The organism is Dehalobacter sp., assembly GCF_030063005.1.
Lineage (GTDB): Bacteria > Bacillota > Desulfitobacteriia > Desulfitobacteriales > Syntrophobotulaceae > Dehalobacter > Dehalobacter restrictus.
The window spans coordinates 161,755-186,898 of record NZ_JAPDHR010000015.1 but is presented as its reverse complement, the minus strand read 5'-3'; the positions used below and the strand labels follow the sequence as shown (position 1 = coordinate 186,898).

Annotated in this window: 24 protein-coding genes and 3 tRNA genes; 12 read left to right on the top strand and 15 right to left on the bottom strand. The window is 43.1% G+C overall.

Annotated elements, in window-relative coordinates; all coding sequences use genetic code 11:
- Nucleotides 1-106: 106 nt before the first annotated feature.
- From OKX56_RS05440 to dnaA, 13 genes are all read right to left on the bottom strand, one after another.
- A tRNA-Ser gene (locus OKX56_RS05440) sits at nucleotides 107-195 on the bottom strand.
- A gap of 40 nt (nucleotides 196-235) precedes the next feature.
- Nucleotides 236-691, bottom strand: coding sequence for a tRNA adenosine(34) deaminase TadA (gene tadA / locus OKX56_RS05435; protein ID WP_019224890.1), 456 nt, complete (start codon nucleotides 689-691; stop codon nucleotides 236-238).
- Between the two features lie 157 nt (nucleotides 692-848).
- Nucleotides 849-927 (bottom strand) — tRNA-Arg (locus OKX56_RS05430).
- Nucleotides 928-939: 12 nt separating this feature from the next.
- Nucleotides 940-1,028: transfer RNA gene (locus OKX56_RS05425), tRNA-Ser, on the bottom strand.
- Nucleotides 1,029-1,175: 147 nt separating this feature from the next.
- On the bottom strand, nucleotides 1,176-2,441 hold the full coding sequence (gene serS / locus OKX56_RS05420; protein ID WP_019224891.1) for a serine--tRNA ligase: 1,266 nt from the start codon (nucleotides 2,439-2,441) through the stop codon (nucleotides 1,176-1,178).
- 12 nt (nucleotides 2,442-2,453) lie between these two features.
- A complete protein-coding gene (gene pdxT, locus OKX56_RS05415; RefSeq protein ID WP_019224892.1) occupies nucleotides 2,454-3,044 on the bottom strand; it encodes a pyridoxal 5'-phosphate synthase glutaminase subunit PdxT in 591 nt (196 codons plus the stop codon).
- Nucleotides 3,041-3,925, bottom strand: a complete 885-nt coding sequence (pdxS, locus tag OKX56_RS05410; RefSeq protein WP_019224893.1) for a pyridoxal 5'-phosphate synthase lyase subunit PdxS — start codon at nucleotides 3,923-3,925, stop codon at nucleotides 3,041-3,043. Before pdxS ends, pdxT begins: the two co-directional genes overlap by 4 nt.
- 68 nt (nucleotides 3,926-3,993) lie before the next feature.
- A complete protein-coding gene (gene gyrA / locus OKX56_RS05405; protein ID WP_019224894.1) occupies nucleotides 3,994-6,462 on the bottom strand; it encodes a DNA gyrase subunit A in 2,469 nt (822 codons plus the stop codon).
- 14 nt (nucleotides 6,463-6,476) lie between these two features.
- Nucleotides 6,477-8,411 carry a DNA topoisomerase (ATP-hydrolyzing) subunit B gene (gene gyrB / locus OKX56_RS05400; protein ID WP_019224895.1) on the bottom strand — a complete coding sequence of 645 codons (1,935 nt, stop codon included), beginning with the start codon at nucleotides 8,409-8,411 and terminating at the stop codon, nucleotides 6,477-6,479.
- A gap of 203 nt (nucleotides 8,412-8,614) precedes the next feature.
- Entirely contained in the window at nucleotides 8,615-8,866 is a 252-nt protein-coding gene (remB, locus tag OKX56_RS05395; protein ID WP_019224896.1) for an extracellular matrix regulator RemB, read from the bottom strand.
- 3 nt (nucleotides 8,867-8,869) lie between these two features.
- Nucleotides 8,870-9,967 carry a DNA replication/repair protein RecF gene (gene recF / locus OKX56_RS05390; protein ID WP_019224897.1) on the bottom strand — a complete coding sequence of 366 codons (1,098 nt, stop codon included), beginning with the start codon at nucleotides 9,965-9,967 and terminating at the stop codon, nucleotides 8,870-8,872.
- 21 nt (nucleotides 9,968-9,988) lie between these two features.
- Complete coding sequence (gene dnaN, locus OKX56_RS05385; RefSeq protein WP_019224898.1) at nucleotides 9,989-11,086, bottom strand: DNA polymerase III subunit beta; 1,098 nt, start codon at nucleotides 11,084-11,086, stop codon at nucleotides 9,989-9,991.
- A gap of 254 nt (nucleotides 11,087-11,340) precedes the next feature.
- Nucleotides 11,341-12,678, bottom strand: coding sequence for a chromosomal replication initiator protein DnaA (dnaA, locus tag OKX56_RS05380; protein ID WP_019224899.1), 1,338 nt, complete (start codon nucleotides 12,676-12,678; stop codon nucleotides 11,341-11,343).
- 435 nt (nucleotides 12,679-13,113) lie between these two features.
- Here dnaA and rpmH point away from each other — a divergent pair, with 435 nt between their 5' ends.
- The 11 genes from rpmH to OKX56_RS05325 all read left to right on the top strand — a co-directional run bounded on the left by rpmH (nucleotide 13,114) and on the right by OKX56_RS05325 (nucleotide 21,906).
- On the top strand, nucleotides 13,114-13,248 hold the full coding sequence (gene rpmH / locus OKX56_RS05375) for a 50S ribosomal protein L34 (protein WP_081580541.1): 135 nt from the start codon (nucleotides 13,114-13,116) through the stop codon (nucleotides 13,246-13,248).
- 60 nt (nucleotides 13,249-13,308) lie between these two features.
- On the top strand, nucleotides 13,309-13,653 hold the full coding sequence (rnpA, locus tag OKX56_RS05370; RefSeq protein ID WP_019224900.1) for a ribonuclease P protein component: 345 nt from the start codon (nucleotides 13,309-13,311) through the stop codon (nucleotides 13,651-13,653).
- Complete coding sequence (gene yidD / locus OKX56_RS05365) at nucleotides 13,637-13,864, top strand: membrane protein insertion efficiency factor YidD (protein WP_034361735.1); 228 nt, start codon at nucleotides 13,637-13,639, stop codon at nucleotides 13,862-13,864. Before rnpA ends, yidD begins: the two co-directional genes overlap by 17 nt.
- Nucleotides 13,865-13,875: 11 nt before the next feature.
- Nucleotides 13,876-14,595 (top strand): YidC/Oxa1 family membrane protein insertase, encoded by a 720-nt coding sequence (locus OKX56_RS05360; protein WP_019224902.1) that lies wholly within the window; start codon nucleotides 13,876-13,878, stop codon nucleotides 14,593-14,595.
- A gap of 12 nt (nucleotides 14,596-14,607) precedes the next feature.
- Entirely contained in the window at nucleotides 14,608-15,249 is a 642-nt protein-coding gene (jag, locus tag OKX56_RS05355) for an RNA-binding cell elongation regulator Jag/EloR (protein WP_019224903.1), read from the top strand.
- A 97-nt stretch (nucleotides 15,250-15,346) separates the two neighbouring features.
- Complete coding sequence (gene mnmE / locus OKX56_RS05350) at nucleotides 15,347-16,726, top strand: tRNA uridine-5-carboxymethylaminomethyl(34) synthesis GTPase MnmE (protein WP_019224904.1); 1,380 nt, start codon at nucleotides 15,347-15,349, stop codon at nucleotides 16,724-16,726.
- Between the two features lie 7 nt (nucleotides 16,727-16,733).
- On the top strand, nucleotides 16,734-18,641 hold the full coding sequence (gene mnmG, locus OKX56_RS05345) for a tRNA uridine-5-carboxymethylaminomethyl(34) synthesis enzyme MnmG (RefSeq protein WP_025206235.1): 1,908 nt from the start codon (nucleotides 16,734-16,736) through the stop codon (nucleotides 18,639-18,641).
- Nucleotides 18,634-19,389: a 16S rRNA (guanine(527)-N(7))-methyltransferase RsmG gene (gene rsmG / locus OKX56_RS05340; protein WP_019224906.1), complete on the top strand. Its 756-nt coding sequence runs from the start codon at nucleotides 18,634-18,636 to the stop codon at nucleotides 19,387-19,389. Before mnmG ends, rsmG begins: the two co-directional genes overlap by 8 nt.
- 347 nt (nucleotides 19,390-19,736) lie before the next feature.
- A complete protein-coding gene (locus OKX56_RS05335) occupies nucleotides 19,737-20,498 on the top strand; it encodes a ParA family protein (RefSeq protein WP_015045007.1) in 762 nt (253 codons plus the stop codon).
- Nucleotides 20,491-21,348 (top strand): ParB/RepB/Spo0J family partition protein, encoded by an 858-nt coding sequence (locus OKX56_RS05330; RefSeq protein WP_019224907.1) that lies wholly within the window; start codon nucleotides 20,491-20,493, stop codon nucleotides 21,346-21,348. Before OKX56_RS05335 ends, OKX56_RS05330 begins: the two co-directional genes overlap by 8 nt.
- 48 nt (nucleotides 21,349-21,396) lie before the next feature.
- Entirely contained in the window at nucleotides 21,397-21,906 is a 510-nt protein-coding gene (locus OKX56_RS05325) for a DUF4446 family protein (protein WP_019224908.1), read from the top strand.
- A 2-nt stretch (nucleotides 21,907-21,908) separates the two neighbouring features.
- Here OKX56_RS05325 and yyaC read toward each other — a convergent pair whose 3' ends face one another.
- Nucleotides 21,909-22,478 carry a spore protease YyaC gene (gene yyaC, locus OKX56_RS05320; RefSeq protein WP_019224909.1) on the bottom strand — a complete coding sequence of 190 codons (570 nt, stop codon included), beginning with the start codon at nucleotides 22,476-22,478 and terminating at the stop codon, nucleotides 21,909-21,911.
- 294 nt (nucleotides 22,479-22,772) lie between these two features.
- Here yyaC and selB point away from each other — a divergent pair, with 294 nt between their 5' ends.
- Nucleotides 22,773-24,686 carry a selenocysteine-specific translation elongation factor gene (gene selB, locus OKX56_RS05315; RefSeq protein ID WP_019224910.1) on the top strand — a complete coding sequence of 638 codons (1,914 nt, stop codon included), beginning with the start codon at nucleotides 22,773-22,775 and terminating at the stop codon, nucleotides 24,684-24,686.
- Here selB and OKX56_RS05310 read toward each other — a convergent pair.
- The gene (locus OKX56_RS05310) at nucleotides 24,683-24,898 is read right to left on the bottom strand and encodes a sulfurtransferase TusA family protein (protein ID WP_015045002.1); all 216 of its coding nucleotides are present in this window, start codon (nucleotides 24,896-24,898) and stop codon (nucleotides 24,683-24,685) included. The two genes, selB and OKX56_RS05310, sit on opposite strands and share 4 nt — an antisense overlap.
- Nucleotides 24,899-25,144 lie beyond the last annotated feature (246 nt).

Sequence of the window (25,144 nt, the reverse complement as noted above, 5' to 3'; positions counted from 1 at the left end):
TTACTTTGCCGTCAGGCCATGGTACTGCCGGAGCGGCCGCCCGTTCGAATCCCACCTTCTTCTTTATTAAAATAAGCTTCATCTTGCGATGAAGCTTTATCTTCAGTGGCGGAGAAGGTGGGATTCGAACCCACGTGCCCTTGCGGACAACCGCATTTCGAGTGCGGCGCGTTATGACCACTTCGCTACTTCTCCATGATAAATATAATATTTTTATGCTTTATGGGGTTTTGCTTTAGGCTTTGGTACGTTTTTCCCGAAAATATTGTTTTAACAGTACTGAGCATTCTTCTTCCAAGACGCCTGCCGTGACTTCAACTTTGTGATTCCAGCAGTTTCTGTTCAGTACATTCATCACGGACTCAACAGCGCCGCCTTTGGCATCCGTCGCTCCGTAGATCAGGTGTTTGATCCTAGCTTGAAGAATCGCGCCGGCACACATCGGGCAGGGTTCCAAGGTGACATACAACGTCGCATCCGTCAGCCGCCAGTGACCCATCACTTCAGCTGCTCGCCGGATGGCAAGGATTTCGGCATGTCCGGTCGGGTCTTGTTTCTGCTCTTTTTCATTGAAGGCGACAGAGAGAATCTGCTGATTCACGACAACGAGCGCACCAACCGGAATCTCATTGCAGTCATACGCCTTTTGGGCTTGGTCAAGCGCAAGTCTCATCCAATCTTCATGTTTCATTTCTCTCAGCCTCGAATACCATCCTGCCAGGTCCGCAGAAAAATCAAAATATGCTGGACAGGAAATACAGATTCAGGATTGACATAGTACGAGTACTTCTAAACGTTTGCAACGGCAAATCTAATAAAAAAAAGGCCTTAAAACCTTTGCAATATAATGGTGGCCCCGGGAGGACTCGAACCCCCGCAAGACAGGGTTTAGGAAACCCCCGCTCTATCCACCTGAGCTACGAGGCCATATGGATTGCATGGCGGAGGGGGTGGGATTCGAACCCACGGCCCCTTTCGGAGTCACCGGTTTTCAAGACCGGCTCCTTAAACCGCTCGGACACCCCTCCAGCAGTAAGACGAAAGATAGTATAACATAAACTTTATAACTAAACAAGAAGCTGTTTGCGCCAATTTTAAATAATGAAGCAACAAATAATATAATAATCTAATTGAATTAATGCTCTCAACATAATCTAAAAAACTTTTATTCTAATCTAACCAATAAATTCCGTGCCCATGTACGGAACCAGTACTTTCGGAATCCTGATTCTGCCGTCTTCTTCCTGGTAGTTCTCCAGAATGGCCGATACGGTCCTGCCGATGGCCAGTCCGCTGCCGTTCAAGGTATGCACAAACTCCGGTTTTTCCTTAGGTCCGCGCCGAAAGCGAATATTCGCTCTTCTGGCCTGAAAATCAATAAAATTGCTGCAGGAAGATATTTCCCTGTACAGATTAAAGCTTGGCAGCCATACTTCAATGTCGTACGTTTTAGCAGAGCTGAATCCAAGATCGCCGGTGGACAAGGCAACAACGCGGTAAGAGAGTTCCAGTTCCTGCAAAATCGCTTCAGCATCCGCGGTCAGCATCTCCAACTCCTGGAAAGAGTTCTCCGGAAAGGAGAATTTTACAAGCTCGACTTTATTAAACTGATGCTGGCGGATCAGCCCGCGGGTATCCCTCCCGGACGCTCCGGCTTCGGCGCGGAAACACGCACTGTAGGCACAAAATTTAATTGGAAGCATATCTGCTTCAAGGATCTCATCTCTGTAAATATTGGTGACCGGTACTTCCGCTGTAGGAATCAGGAAATAATCAGTTTTTTCTACTTTAAAAGCGTCTTCTTCAAATTTGGGCAGCTGGCCGGTGGAAATCATAGACTGCCGGTTGACCATAAACGGCGGAAAGACCTCCGTATAGCCTTTGGCAGCATGCCTGTCCATCATAAAATTGATCAAGGCTCTTTCCAGGCGCGCTCCGAGCCCTTTGTAGAACGTAAATCGAGTCCCGGTTACTTTGCCGGCCCGGGCAAAATCTAAAATATCTAGGTTTTCCCCCAGCTCATAGTGGGCCAGTGGTTGAAATTCAAACTTCCTGGGTTCACCCCATTTGCGGACTTGGATGTTATCATTTTCATCTTTACCAACCGGAACAGATGCATCGGGAATATTCGGGATCAAATAGAGTACTTCCAGCATTTTTTGCTCGATCTCGTTTAAACTGTCATCCAGCGTTTTGATGTTCTGACCAACCTCACGCATTTGAAGGATCAGCTCCTCGGCATCCTGCCCGCTTTTCTTCCGCCGGGCAACTTCTTCAGATACCTTATTGCGTTCCGCTTTCAGATTTTCCGCCTCAAATAAGATTTGCCGTCTTTTTTCCTCTTGGCGCAAAAAATCATCCAGGTTGATATCGGCACAGCGTTTCGCTAACGCTTCTTTGACAATCTCGGGATTGCTGCGCACAAATTTTAGATCGAGCATAACGGGCCCCTCCTATTTTCGATACTGATCAACGATGTTAATGAAATATTCATGAATTCTGGTATCGTCGGTAAGCTCGGGATGAAACGCGCTGGCCAGAATATGATCATCCTGGACCAAGACAATCTTGCCGGCATATGCGGCCAGCACATCAAGCTCCGGACCTGCTTCCGTCACATACGGCGCGCGGATGAATACGGCTCGCAAATTTCCGCCTTTTAGTCCCTTAACCGGGATATCCGCTTCAAAACTCGCAATCTGCCGGCCAAAAGCATTTCGTTTGACGGAGATATCCAGAAGCCCCAAAGAATACTGGTTACTCCGGTCAATTTTTTTACTGAGCAGAATCATACCGGCACACGTCCCAAAAATGGGAAAACCTTCACCAGCCATTTCTACAATTTTATCGCCAAAACCGTCAATTTCAAGCTGCTTACCGATTGCTGTGCTTTCCCCGCCGGGAATAATCAGCCCACTGATTCCTTTTAAATCATCGACACTGCGGACTTCAACTGCTTCAACTCCAAGTTTTTCCAAAGATTTGCAGTGCTCGCGAAAAGCGCCCTGGATAGCCAGGACACCAATCTTCTTTTTCATGCTCACCAGCCCCGATCCTGCATTCTTTCCGCCGGAGCAATCGAGGAAATCTCCAGACCAGGCATTGCTTCACCGATTTCTTCGGAAAGTTTGGCCAGTATGTCCGGATCATTGTGATGAGTAGTTGCGAGAACGATTGCTCTGGCTCTCTTGGCTGGTTCAGAGGATTTAAATATGCCGGAGCCAACAAAAATACCGTCGCAACCCAGCTGCATCATGAGGGCTGCATCAGCCGGTGTTGCAATTCCGCCTGCGGCAAAATTTACAACCGGCAGTTTGCCGTGTTCGGCAACATATAGAACTAAATCGTAAGGTGCAGCCATTTCCTTGGCTGCGGTCATCAGTTCCTCTTTCGGCATGGTGGTCAGACGGCGGATATCGGCCATAACCGTCCGCATATGACGCACTGCCTCAACCACATTGCCTGTTCCGGGTTCACCTTTGGTGCGGATCATCGCAGCACCCTCGCCAATCCGACGCAGGGCTTCACCGAGATTGCGCGCACCGCAGACAAATGGCACTTTAAAATTATGCTTATCAATGTGATAAAGGTCGTCGGCAGGAGTCAGAACTTCGCTCTCATCGATGTAATCCGCGCCAAGTGCTTCCAGGATCCGGGCTTCGACAAAGTGTCCGATTCTTGCTTTAGCCATAACCGGAATGGTTACAGCCTCCATGATTTTTTTAACGATGGTAGGATCGGCCATTCTTGCCACACCGCCTGCCGCCCGGATATCAGAGGGCACTCTTTCCAGGGCCATAACTGCACAGGCCCCAGCTTCCTCCGCTATTTTTGCCTGCTCGGGTGTTGTGACATCCATAATGACGCCGCCTTTTAACATCTCCGCCAAGCCTGTTTTTACTTTCCATGAAGCTACCTCAACCATGAATGATTCCTCCTAATAGATCTGTTAATCGTCCTATTGTTCCCTGCTAACATCATTTTATTAATCGTTTATTCTTCTTCTTTGCTTACAAATTTAGCTACGGCCACGACCTTGCTTTCACCGGTTCTCATGGCAGTGACTCCCTGGGCCGATCTCCCCTGGACGGAGATGCCGCTGACTTCCTGACGGATCACAATGCCTTCATCGGTAATGACCATCAGTTCCTGATCGGCGGTGACGACCTTGACGGCGGCCAGAGGCCCAGTCTTAGAAGTGACTCTGTGCCCGATAATGCCTTTGCCACCGCGTCCCTGGATCCGGAATTCACTGAGTTCGCTTCGTTTAGCAAAGCCATTCTCGGTAACGGTCAGCAATTCCAAATCACTAGCGGTTTTATCCACGACATCCATGGCAATGACATAGTCATCTTTCCTGAGAGAGATTCCTCTTACGCCGCGGGCTGTCCGTCCCATGGCTCTGACATCTTCCTCAGAGAAACGAATCGCCAAACCCAGACGGGTTGCAATCACGACATCATCATCTTGTTTCGTGAGGCGCACGCCGATCAGTTCGTCATTTTCATCCAGCGTCAGCGCAATCAAGCCATCACTTCTTTTTGTGTCGTAATCCTGGAGCGAAGTCTTTTTGACAATCCCGTTTTTCGTTGCTGTCAGCAGGTTGAATTGGTCTTTAAACTCCTTGACAGCAATCGTCGCAGTGACTTTTTCATCCTGCGCAAGACTCAAAAGGTTCACAATCGCAGTCCCTTTAGCGGTCCGGCTTGCCTCAGGTATTTCATGCGCCCGCAGACGGTAAACCTTGCCACGTGAAGTGAAGAAAAGAATATGATGATGTGTAGAGGCAATAAACAGGCTCTCCACAAAATCATTTTCTCCGGTAGACATGCCGTTGACACCACGTCCACCTCTTCTCTGGCTGTGATAGGTGTTTAAGGGCAGTCTTTTGATATACCCTCTGTGTGTGACCGTAATTACGACGTCCTCATCCGCGATCAGATCTTCAATTTCCATCTTCGTCGCATCAAAGGTAATTTCTGAACGTCTCGGGTCCGCAAATTTATCCCTGATTTCCTTCAGTTCAGTTTTAATAATTCCACGAACCATTTTGTCCGAATTCAAAACTGCCGTCAGGTAAGCAATCTCATCCATCAGCCTTTGATACTGGGCATCCAGTTTTTCACGTTCCAAACCAGTCAGGCGCTTTAAGCGCATGTCCATAATCGCCTGGGCCTGTCTGTCGCTGAAATCAAAGCGCAGGATCAGTTTGGCTTTGGCAATGTCATCATCCTTGGAAGAACGAATGATCTCAATGACTTCATCGATATAGTCCAGCGCCTTGCGCAGTCCTTCAACAATATGTGCCTCATCTTCTGCTTTCTTCAGTTCAAACCGGCTGCGCCGGACAATAACTTCCTTTTGGTGTTTGATAAAATATTCCAGAATTTCCTGCAGGTTGAGTACTTTCGGGGTATTGTCAACCAGCGCCAGCATATTGATCCCGAAACTATCTTCCATCTGGGTATGCTTATACAACTGATTCAGAATGACCTGAGGTGTAACATCCCTGCGCAGTTCAATCACAATACGAATCCCTTTCATTGTGGTCTCATCGCGCAAATCGGTAATACCTTCGATTTTCTTTTCCTGAACAAGTTCAGCTATCTTTTCAATCAGCCGGGACTTATTGACCACATACGGAATTTCCGTAACAACGATCTGCATTTTCCCGTTTTTTTCGATTTTTTCGATATTGGCCTTCGCCCGGACCTTGATTGATCCCCTGCCAGTCGTGTACGCGCTGATGATTCCTTCCGTGCCCATGATTTGGGCACCGGTCGGAAAATCAGGTCCTTTAATAAATTTCATCAGATCTCTGATTCCAGGTCGAGGTGCTCCATCTTCGTTATCCTCACTGTCCATCAAATATACGACGCCATCGATGACTTCTCCCAGATTGTGCGGCGGTATATTCGTGGCCATCCCGACAGCAATCCCGGAAGAACCGTTAACCAATAAATTCGGAAATTTCGCCGGCAAAACGTCCGGCTCTTTTTCTCTTTCATCATAGTTCGGACTAAAGTTGACGGTATCCTTATCAATATCAGCCAGCATATACGTAGCCAGCGAAGCCATCTTCATCTCTGTATAACGCATGGCAGCCGCTGAATCGCCATCGATGGAACCAAAGTTGCCATGTCCGTCAATTAAAGGATAACGACTGGAAAAATTCTGCGCCATCCTGACAGACGCATCATAGATCGATGAATCTCCATGTGGGTGATATTTCCCCATGCAATCCCCGACCAGTCTGGCCGATTTACTATACCCTTTATTCGGCGTCATCCCTAATTCATTCATCGCATAAAGAATTCTGCGATGAACCGGTTTCAGTCCGTCGCGTACATCCGGCAAGGCTCGGCTGACAATAACGCTCATGGAATAATCTATAAATGATTTTTTTAATTCATCGGAAATTTCAATGGGCAAAACCTTGCCGCTAAAAAGTTCCATGGACATGGTTCAACGCTCCTTTAAATATCCAGATTTCGTACATCCCTGGCATGTTTTTGAATAAATTCCTTACGGGGCTCCACTTTATCGCCCATCAGCATCGTGAACAATTCATCCGCTTTCATGGCATCTTCCATTTCGACCTGGAACATGGTCCGCGATTCAGGATCCATGGTTGTCTCCCAAAGCTGTTCGGGATTCATTTCACCAAGACCTTTATAGCGTTGGATTTCTGTCTTTTCTCTGCCGACAGTTTCCATAACCTTACTCAATTCTTTATCACTATAAGCATATTGAATTTGTTTACCGTTTTTAATCTTAAAAAGCGGTGGCTGCGCAATATAAACATAATGATTTTCAATCAGCGGTTTCATAAACCTGTAGAAAAATGTCAACAAGAGAATCCGGATATGTGCGCCATCGACATCGGCATCTGTCATAATCACAACTTTATGATAGCGGGCTTTTTCAATATCAAAATCTTCAGATATGCCGGTTCCAAGCGCTGTGATCATTGCTCTTATTTCCATATTTCCCAGAATCCTGTCCAATCGGGCTTTTTCGACGTTTAAAATTTTACCGCGCAACGGCAGAATCGCTTGAAATTTCTGATTCCTGCCTTGTTTGGCTGAGCCGCCGGCGCTGTCTCCTTCGACAATGTACATTTCACAGTACCTTGGATCTTTCCAGGTGCAGTCGGCCAGTTTACCCGGCAAAGAAGTACTTTCCAATGCACTTTTTCTGCGGGTAAGATCTCTGGCCTTACGGGCGGCAAGCCTTGCCCGGGTAGCCTGCAAGCCTTTTTCAACAATCTTCTTGGCAACGGCTGGATTTTCTTCAAAAAAGGTCGTTAAACCTTCGCCAACCACGCTGTCGACAATGGATCTAACTTCACTGTTACCCAGCTTGGTCTTTGTCTGTCCTTCAAACTGAGGTTCCATGATCTTAACCGAAATAATGGCTGTAAGGCCTTCTCTGACATCCTCACCGCTTAAGTTATTCTCATTGCCTTTTAAAATATTGTTTTTACGCGCGTAGTCATTAACAACTCTGGTCAGGGCCGCTTTAAATCCCGCTTCGTGCGTCCCGCCTTCTGTGGTATTGATATTATTAGCATACGAAAATAAGGTTTCGGTATAACTTTCGTTATACTGAAGGGCGATCTCAACCTTTGTATTATCTTTCTCCGTCTCAAATACAATCGCTTTCTGATGAATCGGATCTTTATTTTTATTTAAATATTCTACAAAATCAATCAGCCCATTATTGTGATTATAGACATCTTTGGCCTCGCTCCGCTCGTCAATCAGAGTAATCATGACATTTTTATTCAGAAATGAAAGCTCCTTCAAACGATGCGCCAGAACTTCATAGTCATAAACGATATCTTCAAAGATTTCCGGATCAGGCTGGAAAGTAATCATTGTCCCGGATCTTCCTTGGTACGTACCTATTTCCTTAAGTTCCGTCAGTGTTTTGCCGCGGGAATATTCCTGGCTGTACTTTTTCCCATCTTTTTTGATCTCGACACGCAAATTAACGGAAAGCGCATTAACAACGCTCATGCCGACCCCGTGCAGGCCACCAGAAACCTTATAAGCCTCGTTATTAAATTTTCCGCCGGCATGCAATACTGTCAAGGCAACTTCCACTGCCGGCTTTTGCATCTTTGCATGCATATCAACCGGTATGCCGCGGCCATTATCTTGAACAGTAATACTCTCTCCCTGATGAATAATAACTTCTATTTCATCGCAGTAACCAGCCATAGCCTCATCGATGCTATTGTCAACGATCTCATAAACCAGATGGTGCAAACCACGGCTGCTGGTGGAACCGATGTACATACCGGGGCGTTTCCGAACAGCTTCTAATCCTTCGAGTACTTCTATCTGGCCGGCATTATAATCAGATCCGGGATTTATTTGATTTGCTAATTCCGATTCATTTTGCAAAGCTGTTCCCTCCCAAATTTATCCTTTAACCTTAATATTATACTATAAAATCTGCTTTCATTCAAATATGAAGACCTCCCAGCTTCCGGAGGTCAATAAAACAACGAATCGTCTTCCTTAAAGAAAACTTGGCTGGCGCCAATCCTTTGGCAGAAGTCCTAGAAGTCTAGATGTATCAAAAAGTGCTTACACTTGCTAATACACTAAAGAATACTTCCGCTTTGTGATCTTTTCATTAACGTTGACGAAGAAATCGGAGACAGATAATATTCCGAATCCGTCATCACAAAGGACTTTTCTTTTCCTTTTTCAGTAATATTCTGTACGTTTCCCTTTTTCATCATTTTATTCAACAAACTGCGGGAAATCTGGTTGCTTCCTGCTGTATCCAAATCAAGGATCAGAATGACTTTGTCTTTTCTCACCATAATATTATTACCGATGTGCAGAAACATCAACTATTTCCTCCTTATATTTCCATTAGATACCTGATATACCACTGCGTTCTGATTCGTAATCCTGTCATCTGCACCAGTCATGGTGATGATTGTCTGTTTTTGCAGGGTATTAATATACTCAATCAAATAGTCCCTCCGATATTCATCCAATTCGGAAAGAACATCATCCAGCAGTAAAATCGGATATTCATCTTTTTCATTCCGGATGATTTCCATTTCAGCCAGCTTTAGACTGAGCACCAGAGAACGCTGCTGACCTTGAGATGCAAATATTCTTGTATCATTTCCATTAAGATAAATAATTATTTCGTCGCGGTGGGGTCCGAACAATACAGCTTTTCTCTCAATTTCCTGTATCATTTTTTTCTCAAGTATCTCCGGAAAGCTTTGTAAAGCCTGCTCTAAATCCTTTTTTCCTAAGGCTTGATAAACGATATCGAGATGGTCCTCATCCGAAAAAATGCTTTGAAATATCTTTCTGCAGTGGGTATTCAGTTTATCTGTAAATTCAGATCGATTAATGATAATCTTGGAACCGATCTCACAAATTTGCTCATTCCATGCCTGGAGCTGAATTCTTAACAGATTAATATTCCTTTCGTTTTTCAAAAGAATATTTTTCTGGTGAACAGCCCTTAAATAAGCATTTAGCAGGGCAAAATGCGTAGGTCTAATCTGGGCAATCAGCAGATCAATAAAACGCCTTCTTTCGTTGGGTCCTTTTTTAACAATATTTAAATCATCCGGATAAAAAGAAACCCCATTGACTGTACCAACGTAATCTGAAAGACGTTTACAAGCCAATTGGTTAATCTTCATGACTTTTTTTCCGGTCTCGTAATAACCCTCCAGCATGAAGAGCCTTTCTGAAACTAGAAAAGAACCTGAGAGATAAAAATTTTTCTCCCCCCAGCGTATTAAATCATTTTCTGACTTACAGTGGGCCGATTTACCGCTAATAAGATACCCGATTCCTTCAAGGATGTTCGTTTTTCCCTGACCGTTGGAACCCATTAGCAGGTTGATTCCCGGCTGGAAGTCAATCTTTTGTTCTTGATAATTTCTGAAATTAACCAAATATAATTCTTTAATATACATGTTTAAAAACGAATCATCATGCTAATTTCTTAGCGGCAGAACTAAACATAAATATTTATCATTACTTTCGGGCCTGAAGATACAGGGACTAGATGGTCCAGAAACTTCCATAACCACGTTTTCGGTGTCTACAACTTTAAGCAGGTCGATGATATACTTGGCATTAAAAGAAATTGCAACGTCCTCTCCATTCTGTTCAACTTCGAGCTGTTCAAATACTTTACCCATTTCCGAAAAATGATTGATGTTAATATGGGAATTCTCAATATTAAAACGGACCGTATTGGTCTTCAAGTAATTGTCTTTGGATAAAAGAGAGGCTCTTTCTACTGCATCCATCAATTTTCGAGTATATATCAAAAGTTTCGTGTTGCATGTTGCTGGAATAACCTGTTTGTAGCTTGGAAACTGTCCTTCAATCAGACGGGTGACAATTTGAACCTGGCTAAATTTAAAAATAATTCTGGAATTGTTAAAACTGATTAAAATACTGTCATCATCTTCCATTAGCCTATAAATCTCATGCAGCGTCTTGGCTGGAATAATCCCGTTGAACTCTTTTTGATTTCCCTGCAAAACTTCATTGCTGAGTGCCAGTCGGTGCGTATCTGTTCCGACAAGTGTTATATTTTCTTTATTCACCTGAAGTAGCACGCCGGTAAAAACAGGTCTGGTTTCTTCGACTGAACAAGCGAATATGGTCTTACGAATCATACTTTTAAAAAGTAAAGCCGGAAGTTCAATGCTTTCATTGGAAGTAATATCGGAAATCTCAGGATACTCTTCAGGATCATATCCGTTCACCGCAAAATCAGAGGAATCGTAAAAGATATTAATATTATTGTCAGTACTTTCAATTCTAATTTCGGTATCCGGAAGCTTCCTGGCAATTTCCGAAAAAAGCCTAGCCGGTAAAACGACTTGTCCTTCTTCCTGAACATTGACTGGGACTTGGCATCGAATACCAATTTCTAGATCAGTGGCTTCAAACCAGAGATTTTGGTTTTCTGCTCTCAGTCTGACTCCTTGAAGTATAGGAAGCGTATTTTTGGAGGACACGGCTCTTTGTACAGTGTTTATTCCTAAAATCAAATCTTCCTTTTTGCATAAGACTTTCATCGGATACCTCCTATGTATTCTGACTCTATTTCAAAATTATACCATATTTATTCACTATTCATAATAAGATATTAATTTAGTAGTAACCGTAGTAGTATAGCGGTAATAATTGTGGATAAAAGGATATATAAAGCCAAATATGGTTTCTGTCTGATTGGATAAATGTATTGATATCATGTGGAAATGATGGAAAGATATCCACAATTATTAATTTACGGTGTGTTTAAGTAAATAAAATAAAGGTTCATCAGACTCTAACTTGATTTAATTTTACTGATAATGTCATTGATGCTCTTTTCAACCAGCGGATCATTTTTTTTCAGTTCGCTGATCTTTTCACAGGCATGAATGACTGTCGTATGATCCCGGCCTCCGAATTTGTCACCGATCTGTTCCAAAGAAAGATCCGTCATCTCGCGGCATAGGAACATCGCAATTTGTCTGGGAAAAGCAATGGTTCTTGTTCTTTTCTTCTGTTTGAATTCCTGAATGGACATCTTATAATGTTCAGCAACACTTTTTTGAATCATATCAAGAGAAATCAATTTTTGATTTTTCTGTGGGATCATATCCTTCAATATCTCTTCTGCCAGGGTAACGGTTATCGGTTGGTTAGTGAGCATGCAGTAAGCTGTTATTTTACTTAAGGCACCTTCCAGCTCCCGGATATTGGATTGAATCTCGGAAGCAATAAAAATAATAATTTCATCAGGTACAATAAAATTTTCCAGCTCAGCTTTTTTGCGTAAAATAGCAATTCTTGTTTCGTAGTCAGGCGGATTAATATCAGTTGTTAAACCCCATTCAAATCGCGAACGAAGTCTTTCCTCAAGTGTTGGTATTTCTCTCGGGGGACGGTCTGAAGAAATAATGATTTGTTTGTTGGCCTCATAAAGAGTGTTAAACGTATGAAAGAATTCTTCCTGGGTGCCTTCTTTGCCTGCCAGGAACTGAATATCGTCAATTAATAAGATGTCAATTTTCCGGTAAGTGTTCCGGAATTCGACCTGTCTTTCATAACGGATAGAATCAATCATTTCATTCGTGAACTGTTCGCCGGTGACATAGAGAATTTTCATCGAAGGAAAATTCTTGCTGATCACGTGACTGATCGCATGCATTAGATGCGTTTTGCCAAGCCCGCTGCCGCCGTAGACAAATAAAGGGTTATAGGATTTAGCAGGAGATTCCGCAACTGCAAGTGCTGCGGCATGGGCAAAACGATTCCCGTTGCCGATTACAAAAGTATCAAACGTATACTTTGGGTTCAGGGAATGAGACAAAACGCCAAAATTAACACCAGGGGTTTCTATTGGAGGAATATCGGAAGGATCTTGCTCTGCGATAAAGTTTAGAGTAACCGGTGCATTCAGGTAATTTTGAACAGTGGATTTAACGAGCGAGGAATACCTGCTTTCCAGCCAGTCTTTTGCAAACTCATTGGAAACACTGATGGTCAGCCGATTGTTGGAGAAATCAACCAGCTTCGTTGAAGACAGCCAAGTTTCAAAACTGGGCTTAGATAATTCATCTTTCAGTTTCTCAAGGATATTTTCCCAGAAAGCGTTTAAATATATAATATTAGGAGACATAGAGAACCCCCTTATTGATAGTGCAAAGTCATCAGTAAAAAAAAATTATTCACAAATATCAGGTTATTTGTGGATAACACCCCGGATAAAGAAGAAAAAATTATACACATCCAATCATCAAAATATGAGCGAACATGTACATTTATCATAACAACTTTTCATTTCGTTATCAACAGTTAATTCAGAGTATCCAGGAAACTTCACAAACAATCCGGAACTTCTTCATATTATATTCACCTAGTTATTAACCAGTTATTTTCTTGACATAATAAAAATAATTGGAGTATAATTTTCTGTAGTCTGTCTTTCGTTTTTGTTAGTTCTATCAGAAATGCTCTAACATCTTTTCGATAGATCTAAGTGCAGCTAAGGTTGCCGCTAATAGCTTGGCGCCAGCTGAGTTTTTATTCTTGGAATTATAAGGGGGTGTTTGCTTTGAAAAGAACATATCAGCCTAAATCCCGTCGCCATAAAAGAGTTCATGGATTCTTAGAACGGATGAAAAGTACTGGCGGTAGAAACGTTTTAAGACGTCGTCGTTTGAAAGGTCGTAAGAAGTTAGCAGTATAGGGCCGCAGGTTTGTGGCCTTTTTTGTACTGAACGCCCTTTAGCAAAGCAAGGAGGGCCATATGCTGCTGAAGTCTTACAGGTTGAAAAAAAAGACCGATTTTCAAAGTATCTTTACCAATGGAAAAAGTTATGCCTCAAGACAAGTTGTCATATACATCTTTCGAGGACATAATAAAAAATTTGGATTTATTGCTTCTAAAAAAGTTGGCAATGCAGTGAAGCGCAACCGGGCGAAGAGGCTTATGCGCGAAGCTGTTCGTTTGAATATAGACGGATTGAAGATGGACTGTGAAATGATTTTGATTGCCCGTGCGGCAATCAACAAAGCAACCTTGCAGGAAGTTGAAAAATCTGTACTATATATTTGGAGAAAAGCGGGAATTTATGATGGAAAGAATGCGTAAAATCATGGAAACTGTTTTTGTTTCCATCATCGTTTTCTATCAACGATTTGTCTCACCTCTGAAAGGACGAACCTGCAGATTTTATCCTACATGTTCGGATTATGCGATTCAATCAGTTAAAAAGTACGGGATCATCAAAGGGATTGGTAAATCGCTCATACGAATTACCAAATGCCACCCTTTTCATCCCGGCGGATATGACCCAGTTTAAGGAGGGTTCTTGTGGATATCGTTTATCAGGGAATGGCCGCGATCTTAAAGTGGCTGTTTGATCTCTCGTCCATGATCGGATTGCCATATTGGGGTATGGCAATTATCATCTTTACCATCATCATTAAGATTGTTCTTTACCCGTTGACCTGGAAACAGATGCAGTCCATGCGCAAAATGACGGATTTGCAGCCAAAAATGAAAGTGCTGCAGAAAAAGTATGCCAATGACAAGCAGAAGATGAATCAGAAGATCATGGAACTGTATAGTGAAGAAAAGGTGAATCCTTATTCGGGGTGCTTGCCGATTTTGGTACAGCTTCCTATTTTGTGGATATTTTATAGAACGTTGGCAAATTTCCCTTACGGCAATGATGCCAGTGTCTGGTTTTTAGGTTTCAATATTACTGTGGCATACGGCTTTCAATTGTCCTATCATTTAATCTTACCGATTCTCGCTGGGGTGACGTCTTTCTTAATGACAAAGGTCTCGATGGCAACAAGCCCCAACAAGAATCAGCCTGGTGCGAAAAAAGATACAGCTGAGGCTACTGCCGAACAGACTCAGAAAATGATGTTGTATGTCATGCCGTTCTTTATGGCTTATATCGTAATTACGCTTCCTTCTGGCTTAGGTTTCTATCTTATAACGATGAACATTGTGTCGATCCTGCAAACTGTCTATATCAATAAGAAGTTGTCGGCAGAGAAAAAAGAAGCCTCTGTTGACTGAGGAGGTACACGAATGAAGGTTGCAGATAAAACTGCAAAAACGGTTGAAGAGGCTATTGAATTGGGATTAGCCGAACTTGGCGTCAGCAGAGATCAGGTTACTGTTCAAGTGCTGGAAGAACCGGGAAAAAAAGGACTCCTTGGACTTTTTGGCAGTAAAATGGCTAGAGTCAGAATCAATTTTGAGGATGATCCGGGAGCACTGGCCTGTGAATTTCTGAAAGGGTTGACCAAGGCAATGTCCGTCAATGCCAACTTCGAAGTATTTAATCGTGATGAACAGGTCAAAATAAATATTACCGGTTTAGACCTTGGCATACTGATTGGCCGCAGAGGGGATACTTTGGAATCCATACAGTTTCTGACAAATTTAGCCGTCGCAAAAAAATTGTCTAATAAGACGAGAATCGTGATTGATGTTGAGGGTTATCGGAAGCGCCGGGAAGAAACGCTGATTGTTCTTGCTAAAAGACTGGCTGAAAAGGTTAAGAAAAGCGGCAATAGAATTGTTTTAGAACCGATGAGTCCTCAAGAACGGCGGATTATTCATACGGCCCTGCAAAATGAATTGAAAGTAACGACTTTTAGTGAAGGGGAAGAGCCTCACCGAAGAGTTGTCCTTGCTTTAAAACGGAATCATATAGAAAAGGCATAATTATGTAGAAGGGGGCAACCCCTTTTACTTTTCTGTCAGAAAGGTTTATTATTTTCAGATAGAACGCTAAGTTTTACTATTTCTGGAGTTGAGAAAAATGGATGATACGATTGTCGGCTTGGCTACACCGGCCGGAGAAGGGGCCATTCATGTTATCCGTTTAAGCGGAAAGCAAGCCCAAAAAATATTGGATGTTTGTTTTTGTCCCGTCCATCAAGACAAATGGCTGTCCGACACAACATTTACGCTTCATTTAGGGAACTTTTATGATGGTGCGATGCAGCTTGATCAAGTCCTGATCAGCAGGATGAAAGGGCCTCATTCTTTTACGGGTGAGGATGTTTATGAAATAAATTGTCATGGCGGATTAATACCCGCAAGAAGGATCATTGAAGCCTGTCTTCGGCAGGGAGCGCGCTTGGCAGAACCCGGTGAATTCAGCAAAAGGGCTTTTTTGAATGGGAAAATGGATCTTGTTCAGGCCGAAGCGTTAATTGACTTGATTTCCTCTAGGACAGAGCTATCTGCGGACTTGGCTTTGCTTCAGCTCGGAGGGAGATTGTCCTCCAGAATTAATGAAGTCAGACAGGATATTTTGGATATCCTGTCCTATATTGAAGCAACCATTGATTTTCCGGAAGATGAAATTGATGATTTGGCACTGAAAGAACTGTCTGAAAAAATATTAAATGCTAAAGAAAATTCTTTAGAAATTTTCAAAGGAAGTAAGACCGGTAAAATTATCAGGGAAGGTCTTTCCACGGTAATTGCTGGTAGGCCGAATGTTGGAAAATCCAGTCTGCTGAATGCACTTTTGCACGAAGAAAGAGCGATTGTCACGGATATTCCAGGAACAACCCGGGATGAGATTCATGAATATATCAAGATTGGTGAAGTACTGCTTCACCTTACCGATACTGCCGGAATCCGAGAAAGTGATGATCCAGTCGAAATGATTGGCATTGAGAGAGCCTGGAAAGCGCTTAGTATGGCAGATGTCATTCTGCTCTTGCTCGATGCCTCCGAGATTCGTTCTGGGAGGCTCACGAACGAAGAAAAAACAATTCTTGAGGAATACGCCAATAAAACTATTGTTTTGATTAATAAAATTGATCTTTTGTCTTCTTATGAATTTAAGGATACCTTTCTTTCTCCTGAAGTTTTTGCGCTGGCGTTTTCTGTAAAAAACAGGATTGGCTTTGCTGAACTAGAAAAGGAAATCCTAAGCAGGGTTTTTGAAGGAGAGATATCCGTCACAATTGATCCGTTATTATCGAATATTCGTCAAATTCAAGCTCTGGAAAATTGCATTCACTCTCTGGAAAAAGCCCTTGAAGCTGTCTATGCGAATGTCCCATTTGATCTGGTATCGATCGATGTCCGTTCAGCCCTCGAAGAAATCTCTTTGATTACGGGGCATCAGGTTCAGGAAGAGTTGCTTAATAATATTTTTTCCCGATTCTGTATTGGAAAGTAGGTTAATTGTGGATTATTTTGCTGGAAAATATGATGTAATTGTTGTCGGGGCGGGACATGCCGGATGTGAGGCTGCTCTCGCCTCTGCCCGTATGGGATGCGATACACTGCTGCTTACGATTAATTTAGATAAAGTTGCGCATATGCCGTGCAATCCGTCCGTAGGCGGTCCGGCGAAAGGCCATCTGGTGCGGGAGATTGATGCGCTAGGTGGTCAGATGGGAATTGTTGCCGATGAGACAGCACTTCAGGCCAGGCTGCTGAATACGGGCAAAGGGCCGGCGGTCCATGCACTAAGAGTTCAATCAGATAAAAAAGCTTATCACCATCGGATGTTAAGCAACCTATACAATCAGGCCAAGCTTACCTTGATACAGGCTTTGGTCGAGCGGCTCCATTTTGATGGGGATAAACTTAAAGGTGTTGTCACGCGTACAGGCGCAGTCTTTGAGGCAGGCAGTATTGTTCTGACGGGTGGAACATACCTCAGAAGCAGGATAATAATTGGGGAAGCGCTTTATGAAGGCGGACCGGCCGGAGAAATCACCTCGGGGTCCCTGTCTGAGGATCTGAAACTACGCGGCATAGAACTTGGCCGGTTTAAAACCGGAACGCCTCCTCGGATTCTGAAGAGCTCAGTAGATTTCTCTAAGTTCGTAATTCAGCCGGGTGACAGCGAGCCAAAATATTTTTCGTTTATGCCGACTAGAAGCATGTTTTGGGGAAACAACCCGGAAAATCAGCTTCCTTGCTGGCTGGGCTACACGACGGAAACAACGCATGGTATTATCCGAGATAATCTGCATCGCGCACCGCTGTATACCGGCGTGGTGGAAGGCGTTGGCCCGAGGTATTGTCCTTCTATTGAAGATAAGGTTGTGCGTTTTGCGCAGCGGCAGGCCCATCAGCTTTTTCTTGAACCAGAAGGCAAAGATAGTGAGGAATTATATGTTGCCGGGCTGTCAACCAGCCTGCCGGAAGAAATCCAGCATATGTTTTTCCGTAGCATTCCCGGTTTGGAAAATGTTCAGATTTTGCGTCCCGGATATGCGATTGAATACGATTATGTCAAACCGTATCAGCTCTCTCTGACGCTGGAAGTACGAAATCTCCCGGGGCTCTTTACAGCGGGACAGCTTAACGGAACATCCGGGTATGAGGAAGCGGCCGGGCAGGGCTTAATGGCCGGAATCAACGCAGCGCTTAAAGCTTTACGCCGAGAACCTTTTATTTTAAAGCGTTCCGACGGATATCTCGGTGTACTAATTGATGACCTGGTCAATAAAGAGATTTGTGAGCCGTACAGGCTTTTGACCTCAAGGGCGGAATACCGTTTGCTGCTGCGTCAGGACAACGCTGATCTGCGTTTGACTGAGAAGGGTAGAAAACTGGGACTAGTTGCAGATGACAGGTGGAAGATTTTTGAGCAGAAGCTGAACAATCTGGAGAGAATCTTTCAGCAATGGAAGACGATTACTTTTTCTCCCGCCAGTGCAGATATTCAGGAATTGCTGATCGAGGCGGGGTCTACTCCGCTCCGAAGCGGAATTAAAGCGGAGGAACTTGTGAAGAGGCCGGAAATTATACCAGATTTGCTGCCACGTTTTATGCCGGAGATGGGGACGTATGACGCTGAAGTATTAGAAGAAGCCTCAATCCAAATTAAATACGAAGGGTACATTCAGAAACAACAGGAAGAAGTAAACCGATTTATCAAACTTGAAGAAAAAGTTCTGCCTGTTAATCTGGATTATTTGAAAATCAAAGGTCTATCCAATGAAGCCAGACAGCGGCTTAACGGCGTGCAGCCGATCAACGTCGGACAGGCATCGAGAATCAGCGGAGTGAGTCCTGCGGATATTTCGGTTTTATTGATTTATCTGGAACAAAGGCGGAGGAACATTTCTGATGAATGATCAATTTCTGGAAATGGATCTTAAGGAACCGCTTAGCGTCTTGCACGATAAGGTCCGGGATGTCTTGAGTCTGGAACTCTCCGCCGAACATCTTGAAAAGTTTGAACAATATACAGTACTGTTACTTCAGAGGAACGAACAAATGAACTTAACAGCCATTACCGATCCGGCAGAAATGGTGATTAAGCATTATCTGGATTCTCTGGTGTTTGTCAAGTGGATAATGCATTATTATCCCAATGGACAAATTGTTATTGCGGATCTTGGTACCGGTGCTGGATTTCCAGGTATTCCCATTAAAATACTTTTGCCGCAAATTAAAGTCGTCCTTGTCGATGCGCTAGCCAAAAGAATTCATTTTTTGCAGGAGGTCTGCGATAGCCTTGGCTTGAAGGTCGAAACCTGCCATGCACGAGCTGAAGATATTGGCCGCAGCAAGGCGTACCGGCAGCGATTTGATATTACGGTGGCCAGAGCAGTCGCGGAGTTGCCGGTACTACTGGAATATGCAACTCCTTTGCTGAAAGTTGGCGGAAGATTTATTGCAGCGAAGGGAATCGATCCTGAAAATGAAATAACTTTGGCTAAGAACGCCTTGCGGATCCTAAACTGTGAAGTTGAGCATGTCGAAAAATATTCATTGGCGGAAGGCGCGGATAACCGTTCTCTGATTATTGTTAAAAAAATATTGAACACACCTGCTCAATATCCGCGTCAAGCTGGGAAACCGAAAAAAACCCCTCTCTAGTAATCATCTGCTGAAATGATCAAGAATGATTAAATAAGTGGTTTTTAAATATTTTATAGTATAATTTTGTAGTATAATAATATAAATAAATTTTTTTACAGGCCAAGTTCCATGTCAACCCTAAATTTTATATAACTGTCGGCATATTTCATGTAATACTGTGTTTTCTTGTAGCTTCGTGCAGTCCATGGCATTGCTGCATTAGTTCACCCGTGGACGTTAATTGCCATATGACTGGTATACCTTAATTTTTCGCCTTGTCTTACAAAAATCTGCTCGTCATTATATTATTATCTTAGGTTGACTAGGTACTAATTGATCAAGTCTGTGAGGAAGGAGATACAAGATTGGCCAGAATCATTGCTATAGCAAATCAAAAAGGAGGAGTCGCCAAAACAACGACTGCTGTGAATCTCTCCTCCAGTCTGGTTGAGAAAGGGAAAAAAGTTCTCCTCGTTGATCTTGATCCACAGGGAAATGCCACCAGCGGTTGTGGTATTATGAAACATCGGTTGTCCCGCTGTATTTATGATGTAATTATCAATGAAGAAAACATTCAAAGTGTGATCGCCGATACAGAGCTGAAAAACTTAAAGGTTGCGCCTGCCCGTATTGAACTGGCCGGTGCTGAGATTGAGCTAGTCTCCCAGCTGTACCGTGAAGGAAAGCTTGCAACTGCTTTGCAAGGAATAAAGGATGAATTTGATTTTATCATTATTGATTGTCCCCCTTCCCTGGGACTTCTTACGTTGAATGCACTTTGTGCGGCAACAGATGTTTTGATTCCTATTCAATGTGAGTATTATGCGTTGGAAGGTTTAAGCTTGCTAGTCAATACGCTTGATAAGGTCAAACGTTCCATTAATAGAGACCTTCAAGTTATCGGCGTACTTTTGACCATGTTTGATGCGAGGACAAATTTATCGATTCAGGTCGTCGATGAGGTTAAGAAATATTTTAGAGATAAAGTCTTCAGAACCATTATTCCCCGGAATGTTCGGCTTAGTGAAGCCCCGAGCCATGGTCAGCCGATCATTCTATATGATAGCAAGTCGCGTGGAGCTGAAGTATATCGAGATTTAGCCGAGGAGGTCTTGGAACGTGTCTAAAAAAGGTTTAGGCCGAGGGCTTGGCGCTTTAATTACGGAAAGAGAAACGGAAAGCAGTGAAATTAAAGAAATAATGCTGGCGGATATTGTACCAAATCCTGGCCAGCCGAGACGGGAGTTTGACCGTGAAAAACTTCAAGAGCTTGCGGATTCTATTCAAGAACATGGATTACTGCAGCCTATCCTTGTAAAGCCTGAAGGAAGCAGATACATCATCATTGCGGGAGAGAGGCGTTTTCGAGCTACACAGCTTGCAGGGATCGACAGAATTAACTGTATTGTGAGAGACTGCACTGAGCAGGAAATGACGGAAAAGGCTTTAATCGAAAATATCCAGCGCGCGGACTTATCTCCTGTAGAAGAAGGCCTTGCATATGCACGCTTAATTCAAGATTATGGACTAACTCAGGAACAGGTTGCCAGACGCGTCGGTAAGGGTAGGCCTACTGTAGCCAACTTACTTCGAATTATTCAGCTGCCCGCTGAAGTCTTGGAACTGATTAATAAAGAAGCAATTTCTTTGGGACATGCCAAGGTGATACTTTCTTTAGAAAATAAAGAGCAGCAGATTTCTCTCGCGAAACGGGCTGTTGAGGGATTATTATCTGTAAGGGAAACGGAAACGATTGTTCAGAATAGTGAAAAGAAAGTGCAGCCTGCCAAAAATGCTGTGAAGACACCGAAAAACAAGAGCTATAGTTCTTTAAATGATATTGAAGAAAAACTGCGGCACAGTTTTCAGACCAAGGTAGCTGTATCAGGAAGTGAAGAAAAAGGAAAAATTGAGATTAATTATTATTCCCGGGATGAACTTAACCGGCTTTTAGAACGTTGGGAGATTGAAGTTTAATATGTTCCACGTGGAACATGTTATTACATTCTTTAGGGGGGATCATTTTTGTTTTCTATTTTAGAACCCGAGTTGATTATCGTCTTGGCAGTATCGGTTGTAGCCTTGATCGTTACCGTGATTGCGATTGTTATGACCAATGCTCTACGTGTCCGTATGAGTAAATTTGAAAAATCCTATATCAGCCTGCAGACGTTCTTATCCGGAACACAGCTGGAAGAACTGCTGAGCGCCAATTTAAAAGAAGTTGCTGAATTAAGCCGTATTGCTGCAGAGCATGGGCAAAGGCTTAAGCTTGCCGAAGATAAAGCCCGCAACGGAATTGACCGCGCGGAACTGGTCCGATTTAATTCTTTCGAAAATATGGGTGCCGACCTGAGCTTCGCCCTTGCTTTACTGAATCAGGAAAAGACCGGCGTCGTCCTTACAGGAATTCATAGTGTTGAAGAGTGCAGAATCTATGCCAAAGGGATCGAAAAAGGGCAGGCCAATGTTAAACTTAGCCCTGAGGAGAAGTTCGCTATTGAAAAAGCCTCGAAGAATGAGCTAACTATTTAAATTCAAGATTGATTCAACAAGAAGTAAGTCCGCTGGAACAAATTACATAGTACCTCAGACATTTGCCATACGATACTCAATCTGGTGTTTTGCAGCACCATGTATTGCATAAAACCGTTGATATTGACAATGCCGGTAAGGTGGATTTCTCCTACCTCCGGCAGTTCTTTTTTTACGGCGGTTCCTGGTTTTAAAGGGCCTTCTGCCAAGCTGATGTAGCCAACGGAGTCAAGTTGACCCAGGCAGGCATCCAGGGCAATAATATAGGGATTGCAATACTTGGCAAACAAGTTTTTCAGGGTGGATTCAAGGTTTTCTGCATGAACAGGCTTTTCGAGCGTTCCGACAACCGTCAATCCTGAAAGACCTTTTTCATCTAGTTTTGTGCCGGTTAAAGGCCCCAGAGAATCGCCGGTAGAACGATCCGTCCCTATACATAATAGAACCACCGGTCTACCGGCTGCAGCTTTCAGATATTTTTTCAACCTTAACTGAAGCTGGTAAAGACCGGGACGGTCTGTGTAATGGGCACGCAGATGCTCTTTTTCTCGAATTCCTGGCAATGGGTTCAATGCGGATACCTCCGGAGGTTAAATGAAATAGAGTCGCTGCAATTTCCATCCATGGCATTGCGATCGTATGATTGTTTATGTGAGTAAATATGCAAAATAATAATTTTTAGAGTACTTTGCTATTATTTCCACAATCAGTAATATTTATGCGTAACAAATCAAAATCAGAATATGAAAAAATCCAAACCCATATTATAATTAGAGTCAGGAATATCCGCAATAAATATAAGGTATAAGTACCATGTCAACGCTATCATCAAAATATGGGGTTGACCTGTACTTTAGGTATTAGCTATGGAAAGATATCTAATTATTGGAACAGCAGGCCATGTGGATCATGGGAAAACCCACCTTATTCAAGCCTTGACAGGTATAAGCACAGACCGGCTCAAGGAAGAGAAGGAAAGAGGAATTTCGATCGAGCTTGGGTTTGCTTATCTGACACTCCCGGACGGTCGCAAAGCAGGAATCATTGATGTACCGGGTCATGAAAAATTTGTCCGTCAAATGTTAGCCGGCGCGAGTGGAATGGATATTGTTCTACTGATTATTGCTGCCGATGAAGGCGTGATGCCTCAAACCCAGGAACATCTGGATATATTAAACATGTTAAATGTAGAAAAAGGAATTGTTGTACTGTCAAAAATTGACCTGGTTGATCAGGAATGGCTTTCTATGATTGAAAAGGATACCAGAGAAAAACTCCAAGACAGTTTTCTGCGGGATGCTCCGTATTGCAAAGTATCTTCTGTCACTGGCCAGGGAATCCCGGAATTGCTGCAGACAATTATGACTGTGCTCCAAACAACCGAGGGGAAACGTTTGGATCTTCCGTCAAGAATGCCGATTGACAGAGTTTTTACGATTCGGGGGTTTGGAACAGTGGTCACAGGGACTTTGAACACAGGGACGATTCAGAAAGGACAGGAAGTATGCCTGGAACCGGGGGGAAAAACCATGAAAATTAGAAATATTCAAGTTCATGGTGAACAGGTCTCCGAAGCTTATGCCGGACAGCGGGTTGCGATAAACATAGCCGGACTGGCTGTAAGTGATATTCCCAAGGGGGCAAGCCTTGTTGATCCCGGATATTATAACGCAGGACAAATTTTAGACGTAGAACTATCCAACCTCGCGTCAGAGCAAAGAACGATCAAACAAAGGCAGAGGATACATTTTCATTTAGGAACGGCCGAAACACTGGGACGGGTTCATCTTCTGGCCCAGGAAGAATTGGCTCCCGGGGAGAAAGGGTTTGCCCAAGTCATTCTGGAGGAACCGGTTGTCGCAGCAAAAGGGGACCGGTTTGTAATCAGGTACTATTCACCTGTCGCGACGATCGGCGGAGGAGTTGTACTGAGCCTGGCAAATGCCAAACAAAAACGTTTTCGAGAAAAGGTCATAACCGAATTTCGGTCTAAAGCAGAAGGCGGCTTAACTGATCAAATAAAAAAAGAGCTTACTATCCCTTTATCTTCCGATGAAGTCAGGAAAAAGTATGCTCTTGGGCAGGACGAAGTTCAGCTGGCTTTGGATCGTCTCAAAAATGATCAGACTGTTGTGATCTTAGCGGAGGATGGATTATCATTATTCTGGCTTAAAAGTACAGCAGAAGAATGGGCTCTTAAAGTAAATGCGGAAGCAATGAAATATCAAAAGACATATCCGCTGCGCGGAGGAATAGGCAGAGAGGAATTAAAAAGAATCCTGAAAACGGCTGTCTCCCATAAACGCTGGCAGTTGATTTTGGAATGGGGAGCAGATCATCAGTATTTCAGGCTAAGCAGCAGTCTGGTCCAGGCAGTATCTGAAATCGGGCTGCCTGAGGATATCAGGCAAAAGCTTGACGCTTTGCAAAAAATCTGGGAAAAGGCAGGGCTAAATCCTCCGGGGCAGGAAACTGCGGTTGCAGAATGCGGGGTACCCGCTGCAAAATTTCCGGAATATGCCGAATATCTTAAAACAAATAACGTCTGGAAACAGGTAGGAGAATTCTATATTGCAGCAAGTGCAATAGAAAAAGCTAAAATAATATTGGAAAAGCACCTGCAAGAAAATGGACAGATTACGGTTTCTGAAGCACGGGACTGCTGGCAGACTAGCCGTAAATTTGCGGTGCCTTTACTGGAATATTTTGATTCAATTCATGTTACAGAAAGAAACGGAGACATCAGGGTAAAACCAGGATCTGCCCAAAATCCAGGCTAAGTTTTCTTTATTCCCTTTAGAGAATATTGATTTGGCTGCTCATGATCAACTTCGACCCGATATCCGGCAACTCTCAAAAACCGTTCAACGTTAATTTTGGATGTCTCATTATCGACAATGACCATGATTTCTGAAGGATCATCCGCTAAAGCTCTTTTGGTAAAAATTACAGGTTCCGGACAGGAATATCCTCTGGCATCAACAAGTTTCAACACATCTAGCCTCCTTTTATATTCTATCCTATTGTACCATAAGCAGAGATCTCAACAATATCATATAATTTTAAAATAAGAAATACAGAATATAAATATGTTAAATATATGACACAATATTTACACAAAGATTGTAATTATATTCTATATAATATTTACATTAAAATATACATGTGAATATGCATAAAAATACAAATGTAATTATGCATGTAAATGGTTATGTAAATAATATAAGATTCTTCTTTG